General features: G+C 71.6%; 14 protein-coding genes and 1 pseudogene. 8 read left to right on the forward strand and 7 right to left on the reverse strand.

From position 1 onward, the window contains the following. Positions 1–91: 91 nt before the first annotated feature. From araD to HEP85_RS10315, 4 genes are all read right to left on the reverse strand, one after another. Complete coding sequence (gene araD / locus HEP85_RS10300) at positions 92–1,831, reverse strand: L-arabinonate dehydratase (RefSeq protein ID WP_168533503.1); 1,740 nt, start codon at positions 1,829–1,831, stop codon at positions 92–94. Between the two features lie 50 nt (positions 1,832–1,881). Then, the gene (locus HEP85_RS10305) at positions 1,882–2,790 is read right to left on the reverse strand and encodes a dihydrodipicolinate synthase family protein (RefSeq protein ID WP_168527511.1); all 909 of its coding nucleotides are present in this window, start codon (positions 2,788–2,790) and stop codon (positions 1,882–1,884) included. Continuing rightward, a complete protein-coding gene (locus HEP85_RS10310) occupies positions 2,787–3,443 on the reverse strand; it encodes a GntR family transcriptional regulator (protein ID WP_168527512.1) in 657 nt (218 codons plus the stop codon). The genes HEP85_RS10305 and HEP85_RS10310 overlap by 4 nt, the downstream gene beginning before the upstream one ends. A 434-nt stretch (positions 3,444–3,877) precedes the next feature. After that, entirely contained in the window at positions 3,878–4,465 is a 588-nt protein-coding gene (locus HEP85_RS10315) for a TIGR03086 family metal-binding protein (RefSeq protein WP_168527513.1), read from the reverse strand. Positions 4,466–4,682: 217 nt separating this feature from the next. Here HEP85_RS10315 and HEP85_RS10320 point away from each other — a divergent pair, with 217 nt between their 5' ends. Continuing rightward, positions 4,683–5,858 carry an MFS transporter gene (locus HEP85_RS10320; protein ID WP_168527514.1) on the forward strand — a complete coding sequence of 392 codons (1,176 nt, stop codon included), beginning with the start codon at positions 4,683–4,685 and terminating at the stop codon, positions 5,856–5,858. A 187-nt stretch (positions 5,859–6,045) separates the two neighbouring features. On the opposite strand, the gene HEP85_RS10325 is transcribed toward HEP85_RS10320, so the two are convergent. Continuing rightward, on the reverse strand, positions 6,046–7,218 hold the full coding sequence (locus HEP85_RS10325) for a hypothetical protein (protein WP_168527515.1): 1,173 nt from the start codon (positions 7,216–7,218) through the stop codon (positions 6,046–6,048). After that, on the reverse strand, positions 7,215–8,168 hold the full coding sequence (locus HEP85_RS10330; protein ID WP_168527516.1) for a 5-dehydro-4-deoxyglucarate dehydratase: 954 nt from the start codon (positions 8,166–8,168) through the stop codon (positions 7,215–7,217). Before HEP85_RS10330 ends, HEP85_RS10325 begins: the two co-directional genes overlap by 4 nt. A gap of 253 nt (positions 8,169–8,421) precedes the next feature. On the opposite strand from HEP85_RS10330, the gene HEP85_RS10335 reads away from it, so the two are divergent. The 7 genes and pseudogenes from HEP85_RS10335 (at position 8,422) to HEP85_RS10365 (ending at position 16,093) form a co-directional block, all read left to right on the forward strand. Then, on the forward strand, positions 8,422–9,246 hold the full coding sequence (locus tag HEP85_RS10335) for an NAD(P)-dependent oxidoreductase (RefSeq protein WP_168527517.1): 825 nt from the start codon (positions 8,422–8,424) through the stop codon (positions 9,244–9,246). 260 nt (positions 9,247–9,506) lie between these two features. Next, complete coding sequence (locus HEP85_RS10340) at positions 9,507–10,277, forward strand: DeoR/GlpR family DNA-binding transcription regulator (protein ID WP_168527518.1); 771 nt, start codon at positions 9,507–9,509, stop codon at positions 10,275–10,277. 164 nt (positions 10,278–10,441) lie between these two features. Further along, positions 10,442–11,812 (forward strand): sugar ABC transporter substrate-binding protein, encoded by a 1,371-nt coding sequence (locus HEP85_RS10345; protein WP_329286985.1) that lies wholly within the window; start codon positions 10,442–10,444, stop codon positions 11,810–11,812. Beyond that, the gene (locus HEP85_RS10350) at positions 11,809–12,747 is read left to right on the forward strand and encodes a carbohydrate ABC transporter permease (RefSeq protein WP_168527519.1); all 939 of its coding nucleotides are present in this window, start codon (positions 11,809–11,811) and stop codon (positions 12,745–12,747) included. The genes HEP85_RS10345 and HEP85_RS10350 overlap by 4 nt, the downstream gene beginning before the upstream one ends. After that, complete coding sequence (locus HEP85_RS10355) at positions 12,744–13,595, forward strand: carbohydrate ABC transporter permease (RefSeq protein ID WP_168527520.1); 852 nt, start codon at positions 12,744–12,746, stop codon at positions 13,593–13,595. Before HEP85_RS10350 ends, HEP85_RS10355 begins: the two co-directional genes overlap by 4 nt. After that, complete coding sequence (locus tag HEP85_RS10360; protein WP_168527521.1) at positions 13,592–14,581, forward strand: zinc-dependent alcohol dehydrogenase family protein; 990 nt, start codon at positions 13,592–13,594, stop codon at positions 14,579–14,581. Before HEP85_RS10355 ends, HEP85_RS10360 begins: the two co-directional genes overlap by 4 nt. A gap of 310 nt (positions 14,582–14,891) precedes the next feature. Beyond that, positions 14,892–16,093, forward strand: a pseudogene (locus HEP85_RS10365) (TerD family protein). 245 nt (positions 16,094–16,338) lie between these two features. Here the strand turns inward: HEP85_RS10365 and HEP85_RS10370 are convergent. Then, the gene (locus tag HEP85_RS10370; protein ID WP_168527523.1) at positions 16,339–16,905 is read right to left on the reverse strand and encodes a TetR/AcrR family transcriptional regulator; all 567 of its coding nucleotides are present in this window, start codon (positions 16,903–16,905) and stop codon (positions 16,339–16,341) included. Positions 16,906–17,038 lie beyond the last annotated feature (133 nt).

Below are 17,038 nucleotides of genomic sequence, written 5' to 3' on the forward strand. Positions count from 1 at the left end.
CAGGAAGCGCTTGCTACGCGCGCATGGGTGCGCGCGCTTCGGAGGTGCCGTCCGGGTGGTCGGCCAGGGGCGCGGTCCTCGCGGACCGCCCTCACCCGGCGTAGGGATCCGGCACTTTGCCCGGACGCGCCAGGAACGCGAAGTCGCAGCCGGTGTCGGCCTGGGTGATCTGCTCGTTGTAGAGCGCCCCGTAGCCGCGCTCGTACCGCTCGGGCGGTGCCGTCCACAACGCCCTGCGCCGAGCCAGCTCCTCGTCGTCCACGTCGAGCCGGAGCGATCGCGCCTCGACGTCCAGGGTGATCGTGTCGCCGGTCCGCACCAGGGCGAGCGGGCCGCCGACGTGCGACTCGGGCGCCACGTGCAGCACGCAGGCGCCGTAACTCGTGCCGCTCATCCGGGCGTCGGAGATCCGGACCATGTCCCGCACGCCCTGCTTCAGCAGGTGGTCGGGGATGGGCAGCATGCCGTACTCGGGCATGCCGGGACCGCCCTTGGGCCCGGAGCCGCGCAGCACCAGCACACTGTCCGCCGTGATGCCGAGGGACGGGTCGTCGATGGTCCGCTGCATCGTCCGGTAGTCGTCGAAGACGACCGCGGGCCCGGTGTGCTTGAGCAGCCGCGGCTCGGCGGCGATGTGCTTGATGACCGCGCCGTCGGGGCAGAGGTTGCCGCGCAGGACGGCGACGCCTCCCTCGGTGGCGACGGGGTTGTCCCGGGGGCGGATGACGTCGTCGTTGTGCACCCGGGCGGTGGCCAGCTGCTCGCGCAGGGTGTCGTACGACACCGTCGGCCGGTCCAGGTGCAGCAGGTCCGTGATCCGTGACAGGAACCCTGGCAGACCGCCGGCGAAGTGGAAGTCCTCCATCAGGTACGTCCGGCCGCCGGGCCGTACGTTGGCGAGCACCGGCACGGTCCGCGCGATCCGGTCGAAGTCGTCGAGCGTGAGGGTGACGCCCGCGCGTCCGGCCATGGCGATCAGGTGGATGACGGCGTTGGTGGAGCCGCCGAGCCCGAGGACCGTCGTCACGGCGTCCGCGAAGGCGTCCTCGGTGAGGATGTCGGACAGCTTCCGGTCCCGGTGCACGAGGTCGACGATCCGCAGGCCCGCGGCGGCCGCCATCCGGTCGTGACCGGAGTCGACGGCCGGGATGCTGGACGCGCCCGGGACCGTCACCCCGAGCGCCTCGGCGGCGGCGGTGAGCGTGGACGCCGTCCCCATGGTCATGCAGTGGCCGGGGGACCGCGCGAGGCCGCTCTCCAGTTCGGTCATCTCGCAGTCGCCGATGAGTCCGGCGCGTCTGTCGTCCCAGTACTTCCACATGTCGGTGCCGGAGCCGAGGATCTCGTCGCGCCAGTGACCGGGCAGCATCGGCCCGGCGGGCACGAAGACGGCCGGCAGGTCGACGGAGGCCGCGCCCATCAGCAGGGCGGGGGTGGACTTGTCGCAGCCGCCCATCAGCACCGCGCCGTCCACGGGGTAGGAGCGCAGCAGCTCCTCCGTCTCCAGGGCGAGCAGGTTGCGGTAGAGCATCGGGGTCGGCTTCTGGAAGGTCTCGCTGAGGGTGGACACCGGGAACTCCAGCGGGAAGCCCCCGGCCTGCCACACGCCCCGCTTCACGGCCTGCGCCCGGTCCCGGAGGTGGACGTGGCACGGGTTGATGTCGGACCAGGTGTTCAGGATCGCGATGACCGGCTTGCCGAGGTGCTCCTCGGGCAGGTAGCCGAGCTGGCGGGTCCTGGCCCGGTGACTGAAGGAGCGCAGCCCGTCGGTGCCGTACCACTGGTGGCTCCTGAGGTCCTCCGGGCGCCTCGTCTCCCGCCCCGTGCTCACCGCGGCGGTCCCGCGTCCCGTGCTCACCGCGGCCGTCCCGCGTCCCGTGCTCACAGCGACCAGCCCGCGGCGATGGCGGCGACTTCCGACCGCTCGGACTCGGACAGTTCCCTGCTCGGCGGGCGCACCTCGCGCCGGCACAGACCCAGGGAGGCGAGCGCCTCCTTGACCACGGTCACGTTGTTGGCGGAGGCGTCGGCGGCGCGCAGTTCCTCGAAGCGGCGGATCTGCTCCCAGACCTTCATGGCGGCCGGGTAGTCGCCGGAGCGGAGCGCCTCGATCATGTTGAGCGAGAGGGACGGGGCGACGTTCACCAGGCCGGAGGTGAACCCGGTGGCACCCGCCGAGAAGTAGGAGGGCGCGTAGGGCTCGGCGAGCCCCGCCACCCACACGAACCGTTCGAGTCCCGCGTCCCGGGCGAAGGCGGCGAAGCGGGCGGCGTCCGGGACGGCGTACTTGACGCCGATCACGTTCGGGCAGACGTCGGCGAGTTCGGCGAGCCTGGCGCCGGGGAGCAGAGGGTTGCGGATGTAGGGCACGACGCCCAACTCCGGCACGGACTCGGCGACGGCCCGGTGGTAGTCGAGCCAGCCGCCCTCCGAGACGTACGGGTGGACGGGCTGATGGACCATCACCATCGCCGCCCCGAGCGTGCGGGCGTGCCGGGCGGAGGCGACGGCGGTCGGTACGTCGTGCCCGACCCCGACCAGGACGGCGGCCCGGTCACCCGCCTCGTCGACGGTCAACTCCGTGACGAGCTGCCGCTCTTCGGGGGTCAGGGCGTAGAACTCGCCGGTGTTGCCGTTGGGCGTGAGGGTGCGGACCCCGCCGTCGAGCAGCCGGCGCAGCAGGGCCCGGTGGGTGTCGCGGTCGATCGTCCCGTCCTGCGCGAAGGGGGTCACGGGGATCGCCACGACCTCGGCGAGCGCCGCCCGCCCGGTCTCGTACGTCGCTGTCATTCCTGTCCGTCCTCCTCCCGGGCCGGGGGGAAGGCCCGTCGCACGAACGACTCGATGTGGGCGTGCAGCGCGCGGGCCGCGCCGTCCGCGTCGTCGTCGAGGGCCAGACGCAGGATCTCCCGGTGCTCGCCGGCCTCGCGCTCCCAGGACGGGTCGGCGGCCCAGGCGACCGCGGAGACCAAGGCGGCCTGGTCACGGACCTCGTCGAGCATGCGGCCCAGCAGGGGGTTGCCGCAGGACACGTACAGGGCGCGGTGGAACTCCCGGTTGGCCAGGGAGCGTTCGGCGGTGTCGGAGGCGTCGTCGGCGCGGGTCAGCGCGTCCCGTGCGGCGGCGAGCGAGGCTCCGCGCAGGACGGACCGGCGCAGCGCCTCCGGCTCCAGTAGCAGCCGGACGTCGTACACCTCGCGCGCCATGTCCGCGTCCACCATGCGCACCGTGACGCCCTTGTACTGGTTCATCACGACGAGTCCGGTACCGGCCAGGGTCTTGAGCGCCTCACGCACGGGCGTCTTCGACACCCCGAACTGCGCGGCGAGCTCGCTCTCGACGAGGGCCTGACCAGGCGTCAACTGCCCGGTGAGGATGCGGTGTTTGATCCCTTCCAGCACGAACTGCGTGCGGGACGGTATCGGTGTGGGCACAGAGGTCATGCGCGCCTCTCGGATCTCACGTATCGGATCTCACGTATCGCGTCTCATATATGACGTACGAAGTACGACGCGATGAACGTAGGAGCGCGCTCGTGTTTCGTCAACGCTTCGGACAGAAGAAAGAAAAGAAAGGGAGACGAATCGCGGAAGGGCCCCTTCCGAAGCCCGGTGCGGGGCTTCGGAAGGGGCCCAAGGACCCGAGGCGTACCAGGGCGTGTTGCGATAAGTCCCGTCGGCCGCCCGGAGGGCGGGCCTCGCGGCGTCTGGTGCGTGCTCTCGGTGGGCCGGGCGGAAGCCCGCGTACTGGACGTACTCGGGTTTTCGCCCGGTGCGGCGAGAGTGCGTGCCAGGCGTCGCGAGGCAGACGGGACTTTCGTAACACGCCCTAGGGCGTGGCAGGCGTCGCGAGGCAGGCGAGACTTTCGCAACACGCCCTAGGACTTCCAGCCGGGGTCGCGGCCGCTGAGGGCGATCAGGCGGTCCAGCAACGGCGCGTCGTCCGGCACCGGCACCACGGGTCCGAACACGCCTCCGCCCCGGCCGGGGTCCTGGGCGGCCGCGGCGAGGAAGCCGTACGACGCGTGCAGCGCGGCCGGGTCGGGATCGTACTCCTGGCCGGTGGCGCGGGCCAGGTCCCAGCCGTGCACGACCAGTTCGTCGGCGACCACGGCACCGGCGACGGCGCCCGGCAGGGTCACCCCGCCCGCTCGGGTCTCCCCCTCCCAGGCGGCCGGGTCGCGCCAGACCTCCACGAGTTCGTCGAGTGCCTTCGGCAGGGTCCCGCGCCAGTCGGGGGCGATGTCGGGCACGGCCGTGTCGGGGCTGGTGTCGGTCCTGGCGCCCAGGTTCTTGCGTCCGGCGTCGCGGAAGGCGACGGCCAGTCCGCCGATATGCCCGAGCATGTGGTGCACCGCGTAGGCCGGGCAGGGGGTGACGTCGTCGAGCTGCCGCTCCGTCACCCCCGCCACGAGTCGCACCACGATCAGGGCCTGCGGCCCCAGGTCGAGGGTCGGGTCGGTCATCGGCTGCTCCTCGGTTCCGAATTCTCACAGAGTCCGCTCGTGGGGTAGACGGGCGCCGCGCCGGGAACTCATCGGCGCGGCGCCCGGGAGCGGGTGCGCGGGGTGCGGGCCACCGGTGACGGCGTGCAGTGCGAAGAAGCGCGGGTTGGAGAGACTCGCCGGTATAGGGCACCTGCCCGATCTCCGCCGGCCACCCTTAGGACCACGATCACCTGCCATGACATGGACAGTGACGCGTGTACTGCGGGACCGTGACGCGGGCCTGTATCTGACCGCGGTGGTGGTCTCCGGCTTCGGCTCGTCGGCGATGTGGCTGGTGTCGGGGATCTGGGTCAAGGACCTGACGGGCTCGAACGGTCTGGCGGCCCTGTGTGTGTTCGCGCTCTGGGCCCCCACACTCGTCGGCCCCCTCCTGGGCACGTTCGCGGACCGCACCCGTCGCCGGCCCCTGCTGATCGGCGCGAACCTGGCCCTGGCGGTGCTCCTGCCCGCTCTCCTCGCCGTGGACGCCCCGGACCGGCTGTGGATCCTGTTCGCGGTGCTCCTGGTCTACGGCGCGGCGGGCGTCGTCCATGACGCCGCCGAGTCCGCTCTGGTGGCCGCGGTGGTCGACCGGAGCCTTCTCGGGGACTTCAACGGGCTGCGCATGACGGCCAACGAGGGCATGAAGCTGGTGGCGCCGCTGGCCGGGGCGGCCCTGTACGCGGCGTACGGCGGTGCGCGGGTCGCGCTTCTCGACGCGGTGACGTTCGCGCTGGCGGCCGGGGTGTGCGCGCTGCTGCGGGTCCGGGAAGCGCCGCCCGCCCCGGACGCCGGGACCTGGCGGTCCCGGACGGCCACGGGCGCGCGGTACGTCCTGGGGCACCCGGAACTCCGGCCGCTGGTCCTGGCCGGCGGTACGACGATGCTCTTCGCGGGTCTCAACGGCGCCCTGATCTACGCCGTCGTCGAGGCACTGGGCCACTCCCCCGCGTACGCCGGGCTCCTCTACGCCCTCCAGGGCGCCGGTTCGGTACTGACCGGCCTGGTCTCGGGCCCGCTGTTGCGGCGGTGGGGTGAGCGTCGCTTCGCCGCGTACGGGATCGCGCTGACGGCGGTCGCGGCCGGGTCGCGTGCGGTGGCGTCCGACGGCGTGGCCCTGGTGTGCAGTGCCGCGATCGGGGCCGGGCTTCCGTGCGTGCTGATCGCCGCGTACACCGCCGTGCAGCGCGAGACGCCGGGGCGGCTGCTCGGGCGTGCCACCGCCACCGCGAACACCCTGATGTTCGCGCCGAACGCGCTCGGGCTGGCAGTCGGTGCGGGGGTGGTCGAGCTGGTCGACTGCCGCCTCCTGCTCCCGGTGCTGGCGCTCGCCCGGCTGCTGACGCTCCGGCCGCTGCTGACCCGGCGCTGAACCTGCCGACGCCCCGGGGGCGGCGCCCCGAACCCCCGCATCGGCCTGAACAGCCTCGTCCTCGAACGCCGGACGGACTGAAGGTCCCGGCCCGCGCTGAACACGCGGGGCCGGGCCACGTACCTAAGGGGCGCGAGGAACTGCGCGACCGGCCCCCACTCAGCCGCACCCGAAGACCCCCCGCCCCTCAGGACGCGGCCGTCAGTACCGCCCTCACCGCCTCCAGATCCCCCTCCGAGGCCAACCCCGCGTGATACAGCCGCAGTTCCCCCGCTCCCAGCGAAGCCGCCCGCGCCGCGTCGTCCACGAGGGTGTCCGGGCTGCCCCCCATCCCCGACACGACCGTGAAGTTGGCGGCCAAGACCGCCGCGTCCCGTCCCTGCCGCGCGAACGGTGTCAGCAGCTCCGTGCCGCCGGTGCACGGCACCACCACCCCGTCCGCCACGGAGAGGATGTGCGCGGGATCGACCCCGGCGTTCGCCCCGCAGTGGAACGAGACGGGATCGGCGTGCAGCAGCACCTGGAACCCGTCGGGCGCGGCCGCCCGAACCGCCGCGACCGTCGTCTCCTGGAGCGAGCGGGCCACCCCGTCGCGCCACGCGCGCGTGGCGCCCGCCACCTCGCTCCCGAGCAGCTTCTCGATCGCCGGCCAGCCCCCGTCCGACGGCACGGCCCCCCTCCACACGGGCTCCAGGGCCTCCCGGACGGTGGCCGCGGCCTCCCCGGCGTCGAGCCCGTGCCCCGCGTACCCGTCCCGGCACGCCGGGCAGAAGCACAGGGACATCAGGTACTGCCCGGCGTCGCCGAGTCCCACTCCGCCGATCTTGTCGTGCGCGTGCAGATGCGCCATCCCGTACCACCCGAGCGACTCCAGCTCGGTGCCCCGCGCCCCGGGCCGCACCGCCGCCTCCACCGCGAGGTCGACGAGGTACTCCTGGGTGCCGGCCTGCGCGACGCACGGCGCCCACCCGTACCGGTCGCCGTACGCGTTGACGACGGACGTGTCCGGATGCTCGGCCCCCAGGCGGGAGTTGTGCGCGAGGACCACCCAGGTGTGCACGTCGAGCCCGGCCTCGGCGAGCGCGGCGGCGGCCGTCCCGTACGCGTCCCCGGGCGCCCAGTCCCCGGCCTCGTACGGCCGCAGCGCACGCCCGGCCCAGCGCGCGCCGTCCACCGGGTACAGGACGGCCGCGTGCGCCGCCGTCACGATGCGGTGCCGGGGGTGACGGGGGGTCAGCGCGCGGGTGGAGTGGTAAGCGGAGGCGAGCGTCGCCTGCCGCACCCCGAGCCCGGCGATCCGCCCGGCCGCCTCCGGGTCCCCGACGACGTCCCACGGATAGACGAAGGCCGACGCCTTCACAGGCTCTCCCCCTCGGCCGGCTCCAGCAGCGCGTACCCGCGCTCGACCAGCTCGGCGAGCTGCTTCACATGGTCCTCGGTCGGCTCGTGCAGCGGCGGCCGTACCTCCCCCACGTCCAGTCCGCGCAGCCGCACTCCCGCCTTGACCAGCGACACGGCGTAGCCGCGCCCCTGTGCCCGCAGATCGACGAACGGCCGGTAGAACCCGTCCAGCAGCCGGTTCACGATGTCGTCGGCCCCAGCGTTCAGCGCGGCGTGGAAGGCCAGCGCAATCTCGGGCGCGAAGCAGAAGACCGCGGACGAGTACAGCGTGATGCCGATGCCCCGGTAGGCGAGCCCCGTCAGTTCGGCGGTGGGCAGCCCGTTGAAGTAGAGGAAGTCCCCGGGGGCCTCGGTGCGCACCGCGCTGACGACGCGCTGCATCAGGTCCAGGTCGCCCAGCCCGTCCTTGAAGCCGATGATCCCCTCGGTGCGGGCCAGTTCGACCACGGTCTCGGGCGTGAACACGGCGTTGTCGCGCTGGTACACCACGATGTCCAGGGAGGTGGCGGCGGCCAGTTCCCGGTAGTGGCGCAGCAGCCCCTCCTGTCCCGCGACCACGAGGTACGGCGGCATCGCGAGCAGCCCGTCGGCGCCGGCCTCCTCGGCGAGGCGCGCGAACCGTACGGCGAGCGCGGTCCCGTACCCCGCGCCCGCGACGACCGGCACCCGTCCCGCCGTCTCCTCCACGGCCGCCCGCACGCACTCCTGGAACTCCTCGGGGGCGAGCGCGTGGAACTCGCCGGTGCCGCAGCAGGCGAAGACCGCGGCGGCCCCGGCCTCGACGCCGCGGCGTACGTGCTCGCGGTAGACGTCGAGATCGAGGGCGCCGTCGGGGCCGTACGCCGTGACGGGGAAGAACAGCGGCCCGCTGGGGATGCTGAGCCGAGCGGCAAGGGGGGCTGACGTCACGGACTCTCCCTGAGGCAGGTGCTCACGCACACAACAGCGGGTGCATGTTTCTGATCCATGTCCATATTTCTGAACGCGACCACGCTAAAGCGCGACCTTGGGGCCGGTCAAGCGCGCAAACCCGCAACACGGCAGCGGATTGACCGACTCCGCGCGACACTTGACTCGACAGGCGGACGATCCTTAGCGTGTCCATGGATGTGAATGCCGTACAAGCATACGGCCGCTCGTGTGGCCCTGAGGAGAGACCCGCATGCCCGCTCCCCGTACCGTTCTGCTCACCGGCGCCGCCGGCGGACTCGGCACCCTGATGCGGGGGCTGCTGCCGGAGCACGGCTACCGGCTGCGCCTGCTCGACCTGCTCCCGGTCGAGGGCGAGCCGGACGCGATCACCGGGGACCTGGCCGACCGGGCCGCGCTGCGCGAGGCGGTACGCGGTGTCGACGCGATCATCCACCTCGCCGGCATCTCCCTGGAAGCCTCCTTCGACAAGATCCTCAAGGCGAACATCGAGGGGACCCACAACCTGTACGAGGCGGCGCGCGAGGAGGGCGTACGGCGTGTCGTCTTCGCCTCCTCCAACCACGCGGTCGGCTTCACCCCGCGCCCGCCGGGGGACGCCCCGTTCGCCGAGGACTCCCTGATCCCCGTCGACACCCCCCGCCGGCCGGACACCTTCTACGGCCTGTCGAAGTCCTTCGGCGAGGACCTGGCCCAGTTCTACTGGGACAAGCACGGCCTGGAGACGGTCTCGGTCCGCATCGGCTCCTGCTTCGCGGAGCCCACCAGCGTGCGCATGCTCTCCGTGTGGATGAGCCCCGGGGACGGCGCCCGCCTCTTCCACGCGGCGCTCACCGCCGAGAACGTGGGCCACACGGTCGTCTACGGCTCGTCCGCCAACACCCGTCTGTGGTGGGACCTGTCGACGGCACGGGCACTGGGCTACGAGCCGCAGGACGACTCCGAACCGTACGCCGAGAAGCTCATCGCCGAGCAGGGCGAGCTCGACCCGGACAATCCGGACCACGCCCACCTGGGCGGCCACTTCACCACGCACCCGCCGATCTGGCCGTACTGACGGCGCCGCACGGGCACGACGGAGCGGGCGGGCACCGAACGGGCCCGCCCGCTGCCGTGTTCGGGCACGAACCCTGCCCGATCCCACCCCCGCACCGGCTCCGCCCCAGGTCCGGCGCGCTCCCCCGCACCGCCGAACGGGCACAGCCGGGCATCATCGGGCGTGCAACAGGCCTGGTCAGTGCCGCGCGCCCGCTGTAGAACTTCCTCCAAGGCCCGACCGGGCCCGAACGGGCAGCGAGGACAGGACGCGGGAAGCGGGTGCCGGCCATGAGCGCGGAAGAACGTCAGCGGGAGATCGTCCGAGCCGCCCGCCGTACGGGTTCGGTCGACGTCACCGCGCTCGCCGCCGAACTGGGCGTCGCCAAGGAGACCGTACGACGCGACCTGCGCGCCCTGGAGGACCACGGTCTGGTACGCCGCACCCACGGCGGCGCCTATCCCGTCGAGAGCGCCGGATTCGAGACGACACTCGCCTTCCGCGCCACCAGCCACGTACCCGAGAAACGGCGGATCGCGACCGCGGCGGCCGAACTGCTCGGGGACGCCGAGACGGTGTTCGTCGACGAGGGCTTCACCCCACAGCTCATCGCCGAGGCACTGCCCCACGACCGGCCGCTGACCGTGGTCACCGCCTCCCTCGCCACGGCGGGCGCGCTCGCCGAGGCGGACAACACCAGCGTCCTGCTGCTCGGCGGCCGGGTTCGCCCCGGCACCCTCGCCACCGTGGACCACTGGACGACGAAGATGCTCGCCGGCTTCGTCATCGACCTGGCCTACATCGGCGCCAACGGCATCTCCCGCGAACACGGCCTCACCACCCCCGACCCGGCGGTCAGCGAGGTCAAGGCCCAGGCGATCAGGGCCTCCCGGCGCACGGTCTTCGCCGGGGTGCACACCAAGTTCGGGGCGGTCAGCTTCTGCCGCTTCGCGGAGATCACCGTCCTGGAGACGATCGTCACGAGCACCCTGCTCCCGACGGCCGAGGCCCACCGCTACACCTTGCAGGGACCTCAGGTCATACGCGTCTGAAATCCGAACCGCACCGCGTCCGACATCCCCGCACCGTTCCCGTCCCCAATCACCTCTCCCCACCCCCACCCCCACCCCTTCCCCTTCCCCTTCCCCAGTCACCCTCCCAGGGGCCCCCACACCCGGTACCACCCCATATCTCCCTATAAGTCCAGGAGTGATCCATGCGAACCCCGAGCCGACGGAGGCCGCGCGCGCTGTTCGCCGCGGTCGCCGCAGGGACGCTGCTCACCCCGCTGCTCTCCGGGTGTTGGACCGGAGCGGGCGGGGCGGGCTCCGGAGGCGACTCCATCAACGTCCTGATGGTCAACAACCCGCAGATGGTGGAGCTTCAGAAACTCACCAAGGCCCACTTCACCAAGGAGACCGGCATCAAGGTGAACTTCACCGTGCTGCCGGAGAACGACGTCCGCGACAAGATCAGCCAGGACTTCGCCAACCAGGCGGGCCAGTACGACGTGGCCACCCTGTCCAACTACGAGATACCGATCTACGCCAGGAACGGCTGGCTGCACGAGATGGACTCCTACGTCCGCCAGGACAGCGGCTACGACGAGCAGGACATCCTCGCGCCCATGCGGCAGTCCCTGACGGCCGACGACGGCAAGCTCTACGGGCAGCCCTTCTACGGCGAGTCGTCCTTCCTGATGTACCGCAAGGACGTGTTCGCCGCGAAGGGCCTGACCATGCCCGCGCATCCCACCTGGGACCAGGTGGGACAGCTGGCCGCCGAGGCCGACGGCGCCCGGTCCGGCATGAAGGGCATCTGCCTGCGCGGCCTGCCCGGCTGGGGCGAGCTGATGGCCCCGCTGACGACCGTCGTGAACACCTTCGGCGGCACCTGGTTCGACAAGGACTGGAAGGCGCACCTCGACTCCCCCGAGTTCGTGAAGGCGACGAAGTTCTACGTGGACCTCGTCCGCGAGCACGGCGAGTCCGGCGCCGCCCAGTCCGGCTTCGCCGAGTGCCTGAACAACATCACCCAGGGCAAGGTCGCCATGTGGTACGACGCCACCTCCGCGGCCGGTTCCCTGGAGGCGTCCGACTCCCCCGTCAAGGGCAAGATGGGCTACGTACCGGCGCCCGTGGAGAAGACCGCGTCCTCCGGCTGGCTCTACACCTGGGCCTGGGGCCTGCAGAAGGCCTCCCACAACTCCGACAAGGCCTGGAAGTTCATCTCCTGGGCCTCGAGCAAGCAGTACGAGCAGCTGGTCGGGGACACCATCGGCTGGTCCAACGTGCCGGCCGGCAAACGCGCCTCGACCTACACCAACGCCGCGTACACCAAGGAGGCCTCGGCCTTCCAGGAGATGACCCGCGCGGCCATCGAGGGCGCCCGCCCCCGCGACCCCGGGGTGCAGCCGCGCCCCGCGCCCGGCATCCAGTTCGTCGGCATCCCCGAGTTCACCGATCTCGGCACCAAGGTCTCGCAGGAGATCAGCGCGGCCATCGCCGGGCGCCAGTCCGTCGACTCGGCCCTGAAGAAGTCCCAGAAACTCGCCGAGAAGATCTCCAAGGAGTACGAGGGACGATGACCGCCACGACGACAGCCCCCCTGGCCACCGCTCCCGTCCGCGCCGCCCGGCCACCCTCCGGCCGCCTGCGCGCCTGGGCCACGCGCGCCCCGCTGCTCCCCGCCCTGATCTTCATGATCGCCGTGACCCAGCTCCCGTTCGTGGCCACGCTGGTGATCTCCTTCTTCGACTGGAACTCCCTCTACCCGAAGGCCCGCCACTTCACCGGCCTGTCCAACTACTCGGACGTGCTGACCGATCCGGACCTGCGCCACTCGGTCTGGACGACGATCCTCCTGACAGCGGCCGTGGTCCTGGTCAGCCTGGTCCTCGGCCTCGCCCTCGCGCTGCTCCTGGACCGCAGGTTCCGGGGGCGGGGGGTGGTGCGCACGCTCCTGATCGCGCCGTTCCTGGTGGTCCCGGTCGCCGCCGCCCTGCTCTGGAAGCATGTGCTCTACAACCCCGAGTACGGCCTTCTCAACGGGCTGCTGCACTATGTGGGCGGCCCCCAGCCGGACTGGATCTCCAACACCCCGCTGCTGGCGGTCGAGGCCTCCCTCGTCTGGCAGTGGACGCCCTTCATGATGCTGATCCTGCTGGCGGGCCTGCAGAGCCGCGACCAGCAGCAGATCGAGGCCGCCCGGGTGGACGGCGCGAGCGACTGGCAGGTCTTCCGCCACCTCACGCTCCCGCACCTGCGCCGCTACCTCGAACTCGGCGCCCTGCTGGGCTCGATCTACATCGTGCAGAACTTCGACGCCGTCTTCACGATCACCTCCGGCGGCCTCGGCACCGCCAACCTGCCCTACACCGTCTACCAGAGCTTCTACCAGGCCCATGAGAACGGTCTGGCCTCGGCCGCCGGGGTCCTGGTCGTCATCGGTTCGATCATCATCGCGACCTTCGCGCTGCGCGTGGTCTCGTCCCTGTTCCGCGAGGAGGCGTCCCGCGCATGAGCACCACCACGATCCGCGTACGTCCCCGGCGCACCCGGGGAACGGGCCTGGGCCTGCTGGCCTGGGTACTCGGTGTGCTGTTCTTCCTGCCCATCGCCTGGATGGCCCTGACGTCGTTCCACTCGGAGGCGGACGCGGCGACCAACCCGCCGTCCTTCGGCGCCGCCCTCACCTTCGACGGCTACCGCGACTTCTTCGGCTCGGGCGGTGGCGCGAGCCCCTGGCCGGCGCTGGCCAACTCGCTGGTGGCGTCCGTGGTCTCCACCCTCTGTGTCCTCCTCCTCGCCCTCCCCGCGGCGTACGCGCTCTCGGTCCGGCCGGTGAAGAAGTGGACGGACGTCCTGTTCTTCTTCCTGTCGACGAAGATGCTGCCGGTGGTGGCGGGCCTGCTGCCCATCTACCTGTTCGCCAAGAACGCCGGGATGCTCGACAACATCTGGCTCCTGGTCATCCTCTACACCTCGATGAACCTGCCGATCGCGGTGTGGATGATGCAGTCGTTCCTCGCCGAGGTGCCGGTGGCGGTGATCGAGGCGGCGCAGATCGACGGCGCGCGGCTGCCCACGATCCTGGCACGGGTCGTGGCCCCCATCGCCCTGCCGGGCATCGCCGCCACGGCCCTCATCTGCTTCATCTTCAGCTGGAACGAACTGCTGTTCGCCCGGGTCCTCACGGGCGTGGTCGCGGAGACCGCCCCCGTCTTCCTGACCGGCTTCATCACCAGCCAGGGCCTCTTCCTGGCCAAGGTGTGCGCCGCGTCGCTCGTCATCTCCCTGCCGGTACTCGCCGCGGGGTTCGCCGCCCAGGACAAACTGGTCCAGGGCCTGTCACTGGGAGCCGTGAAATGAAGGCCGCCGTCATCGAGTCCGTGGGCCGCGCCGTCGTCACCGAGATCCCGGACCCGACGCCCGGCCCGCGCGACGTCGTCGTCGAGGTCGCGGCGTGCGGGCTGTGCGGCACGGACCTGCACATCCTCCAGGGCGAGTTCGCGCCGAAGCTGCCGATCGTGCCGGGCCACGAGTTCGCCGGCACGGTGGTCGGCGTGGGCACCCAGGTCACGGAGGTCTCGGTCGGCGACCGGGTGGCGGTGGACCCGTCGCTCTACTGCCACGAGTGCCGGTACTGCCGTACGGGCCACAACAACCTCTGCGAGCGCTGGGCCGCGATCGGTGTCACGACGGCGGGCGGCGCGGCGCAGTACGCGACCGCCCCCGTGGCCAACTGCGTCAAGCTCCCCGATCACGTCCGCACCCAGGACGCGGCACTCGTCGAACCGCTCTCCTGCGCGGTACGCGGCTACGACGTGCTGAACTCCCGGCTGGGGGCCCATGTCCTGATCTACGGCTCCGGGACGATGGGCCTGATGATGCTGGAGCTGGCGAAGCGGACGGGTGCGGCGAGCGTGGACGTGGTGGACGTGAACGCCCAGCGGCTCGCCACGGCCCGGTTGCTGGGGGCGTCCGCCTCGGCGGCGAACGCGGACGAGCTGGACCGGCCGCGGGGGTGGGACGTGGTGATCGACGCCACGGGGAACGCGGCGGCGATCCAGGACGGCCTGGACCGGGTCGCCAAGGCCGGCACCTTCCTCCAGTTCGGTGTCGCCGACTACGCCACGCGGGTCTCGATCGATCCGTACCGCGTCTACAACCAGGAGATCACCATCACCGGTTCCATGGCCGTCCTGCACAGCTTCGAACGTGCGGCGGAACTCTTTGCCGGGGGTGTCCTCGATCCGGACGTCTTCATCAGTGACCGCATCCCGCTGGCGGACTATCCCCAGGCGCTGGAACAGTTCGCCGCGGGCGTGGGCCGCAAGATCGTCGTGGTCCCGTAGGGGTTCCCGCCCCGCCGCCCCTACCCGTCCCGTCCTGTCCTGGGGGCTCCGCCCCCGGACCCCCGCCAAGGGGCTGCGCCCCCTGGACCCCCGCTTCGCCCGAAGGAGCTCGTCCTCAAACGCCGGACGGGCTGGGTAGGTCAGCCCGTCCGGCGATTGAGGACAAGGCCCTGGGGCCGGAGCGGGGTCTGGGGGCGGCGGGGGCGAAAGAAGAAGCCCCTTTTCTCCCGCCCGCACCCACCCCCGGCATCTCACCCTTGGGTAAGGGAACGGTAAAGCGCCCCCGGTCGTTACCCCAGTCATGACAGCTATGACCCCTGGCTCGAACATCCCTCTCCCCGTCACCCGCGTGACGGTGGACGTCGCCGCTCCGGTGCGGCTCGACGTGTCGGGCCTGCTGCTCACCGCCGACGGCAAGGTGCGCTCCGACGACGACTTCATCTTCTACAACCAGCCCACCGGCCCCGGCGTGACCTACCGCTCGGGCGGCGGCACCTCCCCGGACGCGATCACGGTCGACACGACCGCGGTCCCCCCGGGTATCGAGAAGATCGTCGTCACCGCGAGCCCGGACGCCGCTCTACCAGACCTTCCAGGGCATCGAGCCCACGGCCACCATCCGCAACGCCGACGACAACGCCGTACTGGCCAGTTTCACGCCGCCCCAGCTCGGCACCGAAACGGCCCTGGTGATCGTCGAGGTCTACCTCCGCAACGGCGCCTGGAAGGCCCGCGCGGTCGGCCAGGGATACGCGAACGGCCTGGCGGGCATCGCCACGGACTTCGGCGTCACGGTGGAGGAGGCCCCCGCCGCTCCCCCCGACCCCCCCGATGCAGACCCCTGTCACCCCCGTCACCCCCGTGACCCCGTCGACCCAGGCAGCTCCCCCCGCACCCCCCGCACCTCCCACCCCGCCCTCCACCCCGCCCTCCGGAAAGATCAACCTCGACAAGGGCCGGGTGAGCCTCCAGAAGAACCAGACCGTCTCCCTGGTCAAGGGCGGCCGCCCGCTGCTCTCCCAGGTCAAGATGGGCCTCGGCTGGGAGCCGGCGTACCGCGGCAAGGACATCGACCTGGACGCCTCGGTCATCGCCTACGGCCCGCAGCGCAACCACATCGACAGCTGCTACTTCGGCAAGCTCTCCATCGTGAACGGCGCGATCAAGCACTCCGGCGACAACCTGACGGGCGAGGGCGGCGGAGACGACGAGGTGATCGTCGTCGACCTCGGCCGGCTGCCGCAGGAGGTCACCGGCCTGGTCTTCACGGTCAACTCCTTCTCCGGCCAGAAGTTCACCGAGGTCGCCAAGGCCTACTGCCGGCTGATCGACGCGGCCAGCGGCGAGGAACTGGTCCGCTTCGACCTCACCAACGCCGAAGCCCAGACCGGCGTGATGATGGCCAAGCTGATCAAGCAGTTCTCCGGCGAGTGGGAGATGACGGCCATGGGCGACTTCGTGAAGTCCCGCACGGTCCGCGGCATGGTGAAGCCGGCGGCCCAGGCACTCTGACCTTCCATCCGCGGCGGCCACGGACACCCCCGGCCCCCCACCGCCCCGCGGCCGCCCCGCACGGAAGGGGCCGTGCCGGTACATCGCAAGCCCGTCGCTTACGCCCGGATCTGGAAACAGCCCCTCCAGGGCAACGTCTGATCCAGCGGCGACGGGCTCGATGTACCGGCACGGCCCCGACCCACCCACCGGCGCTCCGCCCCACCCGGTGCTGGGCCCCACCCGGTGCTGGGCCCCACCCGGCGCTAGGCCCGCAGCCCCTCCGTCAGCAGCGACAGATACCGCCGGATGTACTTCCCCTGGCCGTCCGCCAGCTCCGACGCCGTGGCAACCCCGTGCGCCAGCCGCAGCACCTCGATCGGCTCCACGTCCGCCCGCAGCGTGCCCTCCCGCTGAGCGGCCTCGACCAGCCGTTCGGCCGCGCCCTTCACGGACGTCCCGCACGCGGTCAGCACCGCGCTGCTCCCGTCCGAGACGGCCGATCCGAGCAGCGCCTTCAGACAGCGGACCTGGATCATCATCCCGCTCAGCTCGTTGAGCCACTCGACCAGCGCCTCGCCGGGCGCGAGTTCCGCGGCGATCTCGTCCGCGCGGACAGCGATCGCCTCGATGCTGTCGACGTAGACGGCCTCCAGGAGCGCCTGCCGGGTGGGGAAGTGCCGGTACAGCGTCCCGGAGCCCACCCCGGCCCGCTTGGCGATGTCGTCGAGGGACGCGCCCTCCCCGTGCTCGGCGAACGCCACGGCCGCCTCCTCGATCAGCCGCTCATAGTTCCGCCGCGCATCCGCCCGCATCGGCTTGACCTGCGCCATTCCGTTACTCCTTGCCAACCGGGGGCACTCCCCGCATCTTGGCGGGCATCAAACGGAGAAAGTCCCCACATTCCTCGCGGGCAGTCCGCGCCGCCCGCACGCCCCGCACCGGGGACACAGACAGGGAGCATCC

It is taken from the genome of Streptomyces sp. RPA4-2 (assembly GCF_012273515.2).
In the GTDB taxonomy this organism is placed as follows: domain Bacteria; phylum Actinomycetota; class Actinomycetes; order Streptomycetales; family Streptomycetaceae; genus Streptomyces; species Streptomyces kaempferi.

Excerpts from the sequence above, each read along its gene's own strand:
- HEP85_RS10355 (WP_168527520.1), top strand. The coding sequence starts at position 12,744 with ATGAGCACCACCACGATCCGCGTACGTCCCCGGCGCACCCGGGGAACG.
- HEP85_RS10360 (WP_168527521.1), top strand. The coding sequence starts at position 13,592 with ATGAAGGCCGCCGTCATCGAGTCCGTGGGCCGCGCCGTCGTCACCGAG.
- HEP85_RS10310 (WP_168527512.1), bottom strand. The coding sequence starts at position 3,443 with ATGACCTCTGTGCCCACACCGATACCGTCCCGCACGCAGTTCGTGCTG.
- HEP85_RS10320 (WP_168527514.1), top strand. The coding sequence starts at position 4,683 with ATGACATGGACAGTGACGCGTGTACTGCGGGACCGTGACGCGGGCCTG.
- HEP85_RS10305 (WP_168527511.1), bottom strand. The coding sequence starts at position 2,790 with ATGACAGCGACGTACGAGACCGGGCGGGCGGCGCTCGCCGAGGTCGTG.
- HEP85_RS10335 (WP_168527517.1), top strand. The coding sequence starts at position 8,422 with ATGCCCGCTCCCCGTACCGTTCTGCTCACCGGCGCCGCCGGCGGACTC.
- HEP85_RS10370 (WP_168527523.1), bottom strand. The coding sequence starts at position 16,905 with ATGGCGCAGGTCAAGCCGATGCGGGCGGATGCGCGGCGGAACTATGAG.
- HEP85_RS10350 (WP_168527519.1), top strand. The coding sequence starts at position 11,809 with ATGACCGCCACGACGACAGCCCCCCTGGCCACCGCTCCCGTCCGCGCC.
- HEP85_RS10315 (WP_168527513.1), bottom strand. The coding sequence starts at position 4,465 with ATGACCGACCCGACCCTCGACCTGGGGCCGCAGGCCCTGATCGTGGTG.
- HEP85_RS10345 (WP_329286985.1), top strand. The coding sequence starts at position 10,442 with ATGCGAACCCCGAGCCGACGGAGGCCGCGCGCGCTGTTCGCCGCGGTC.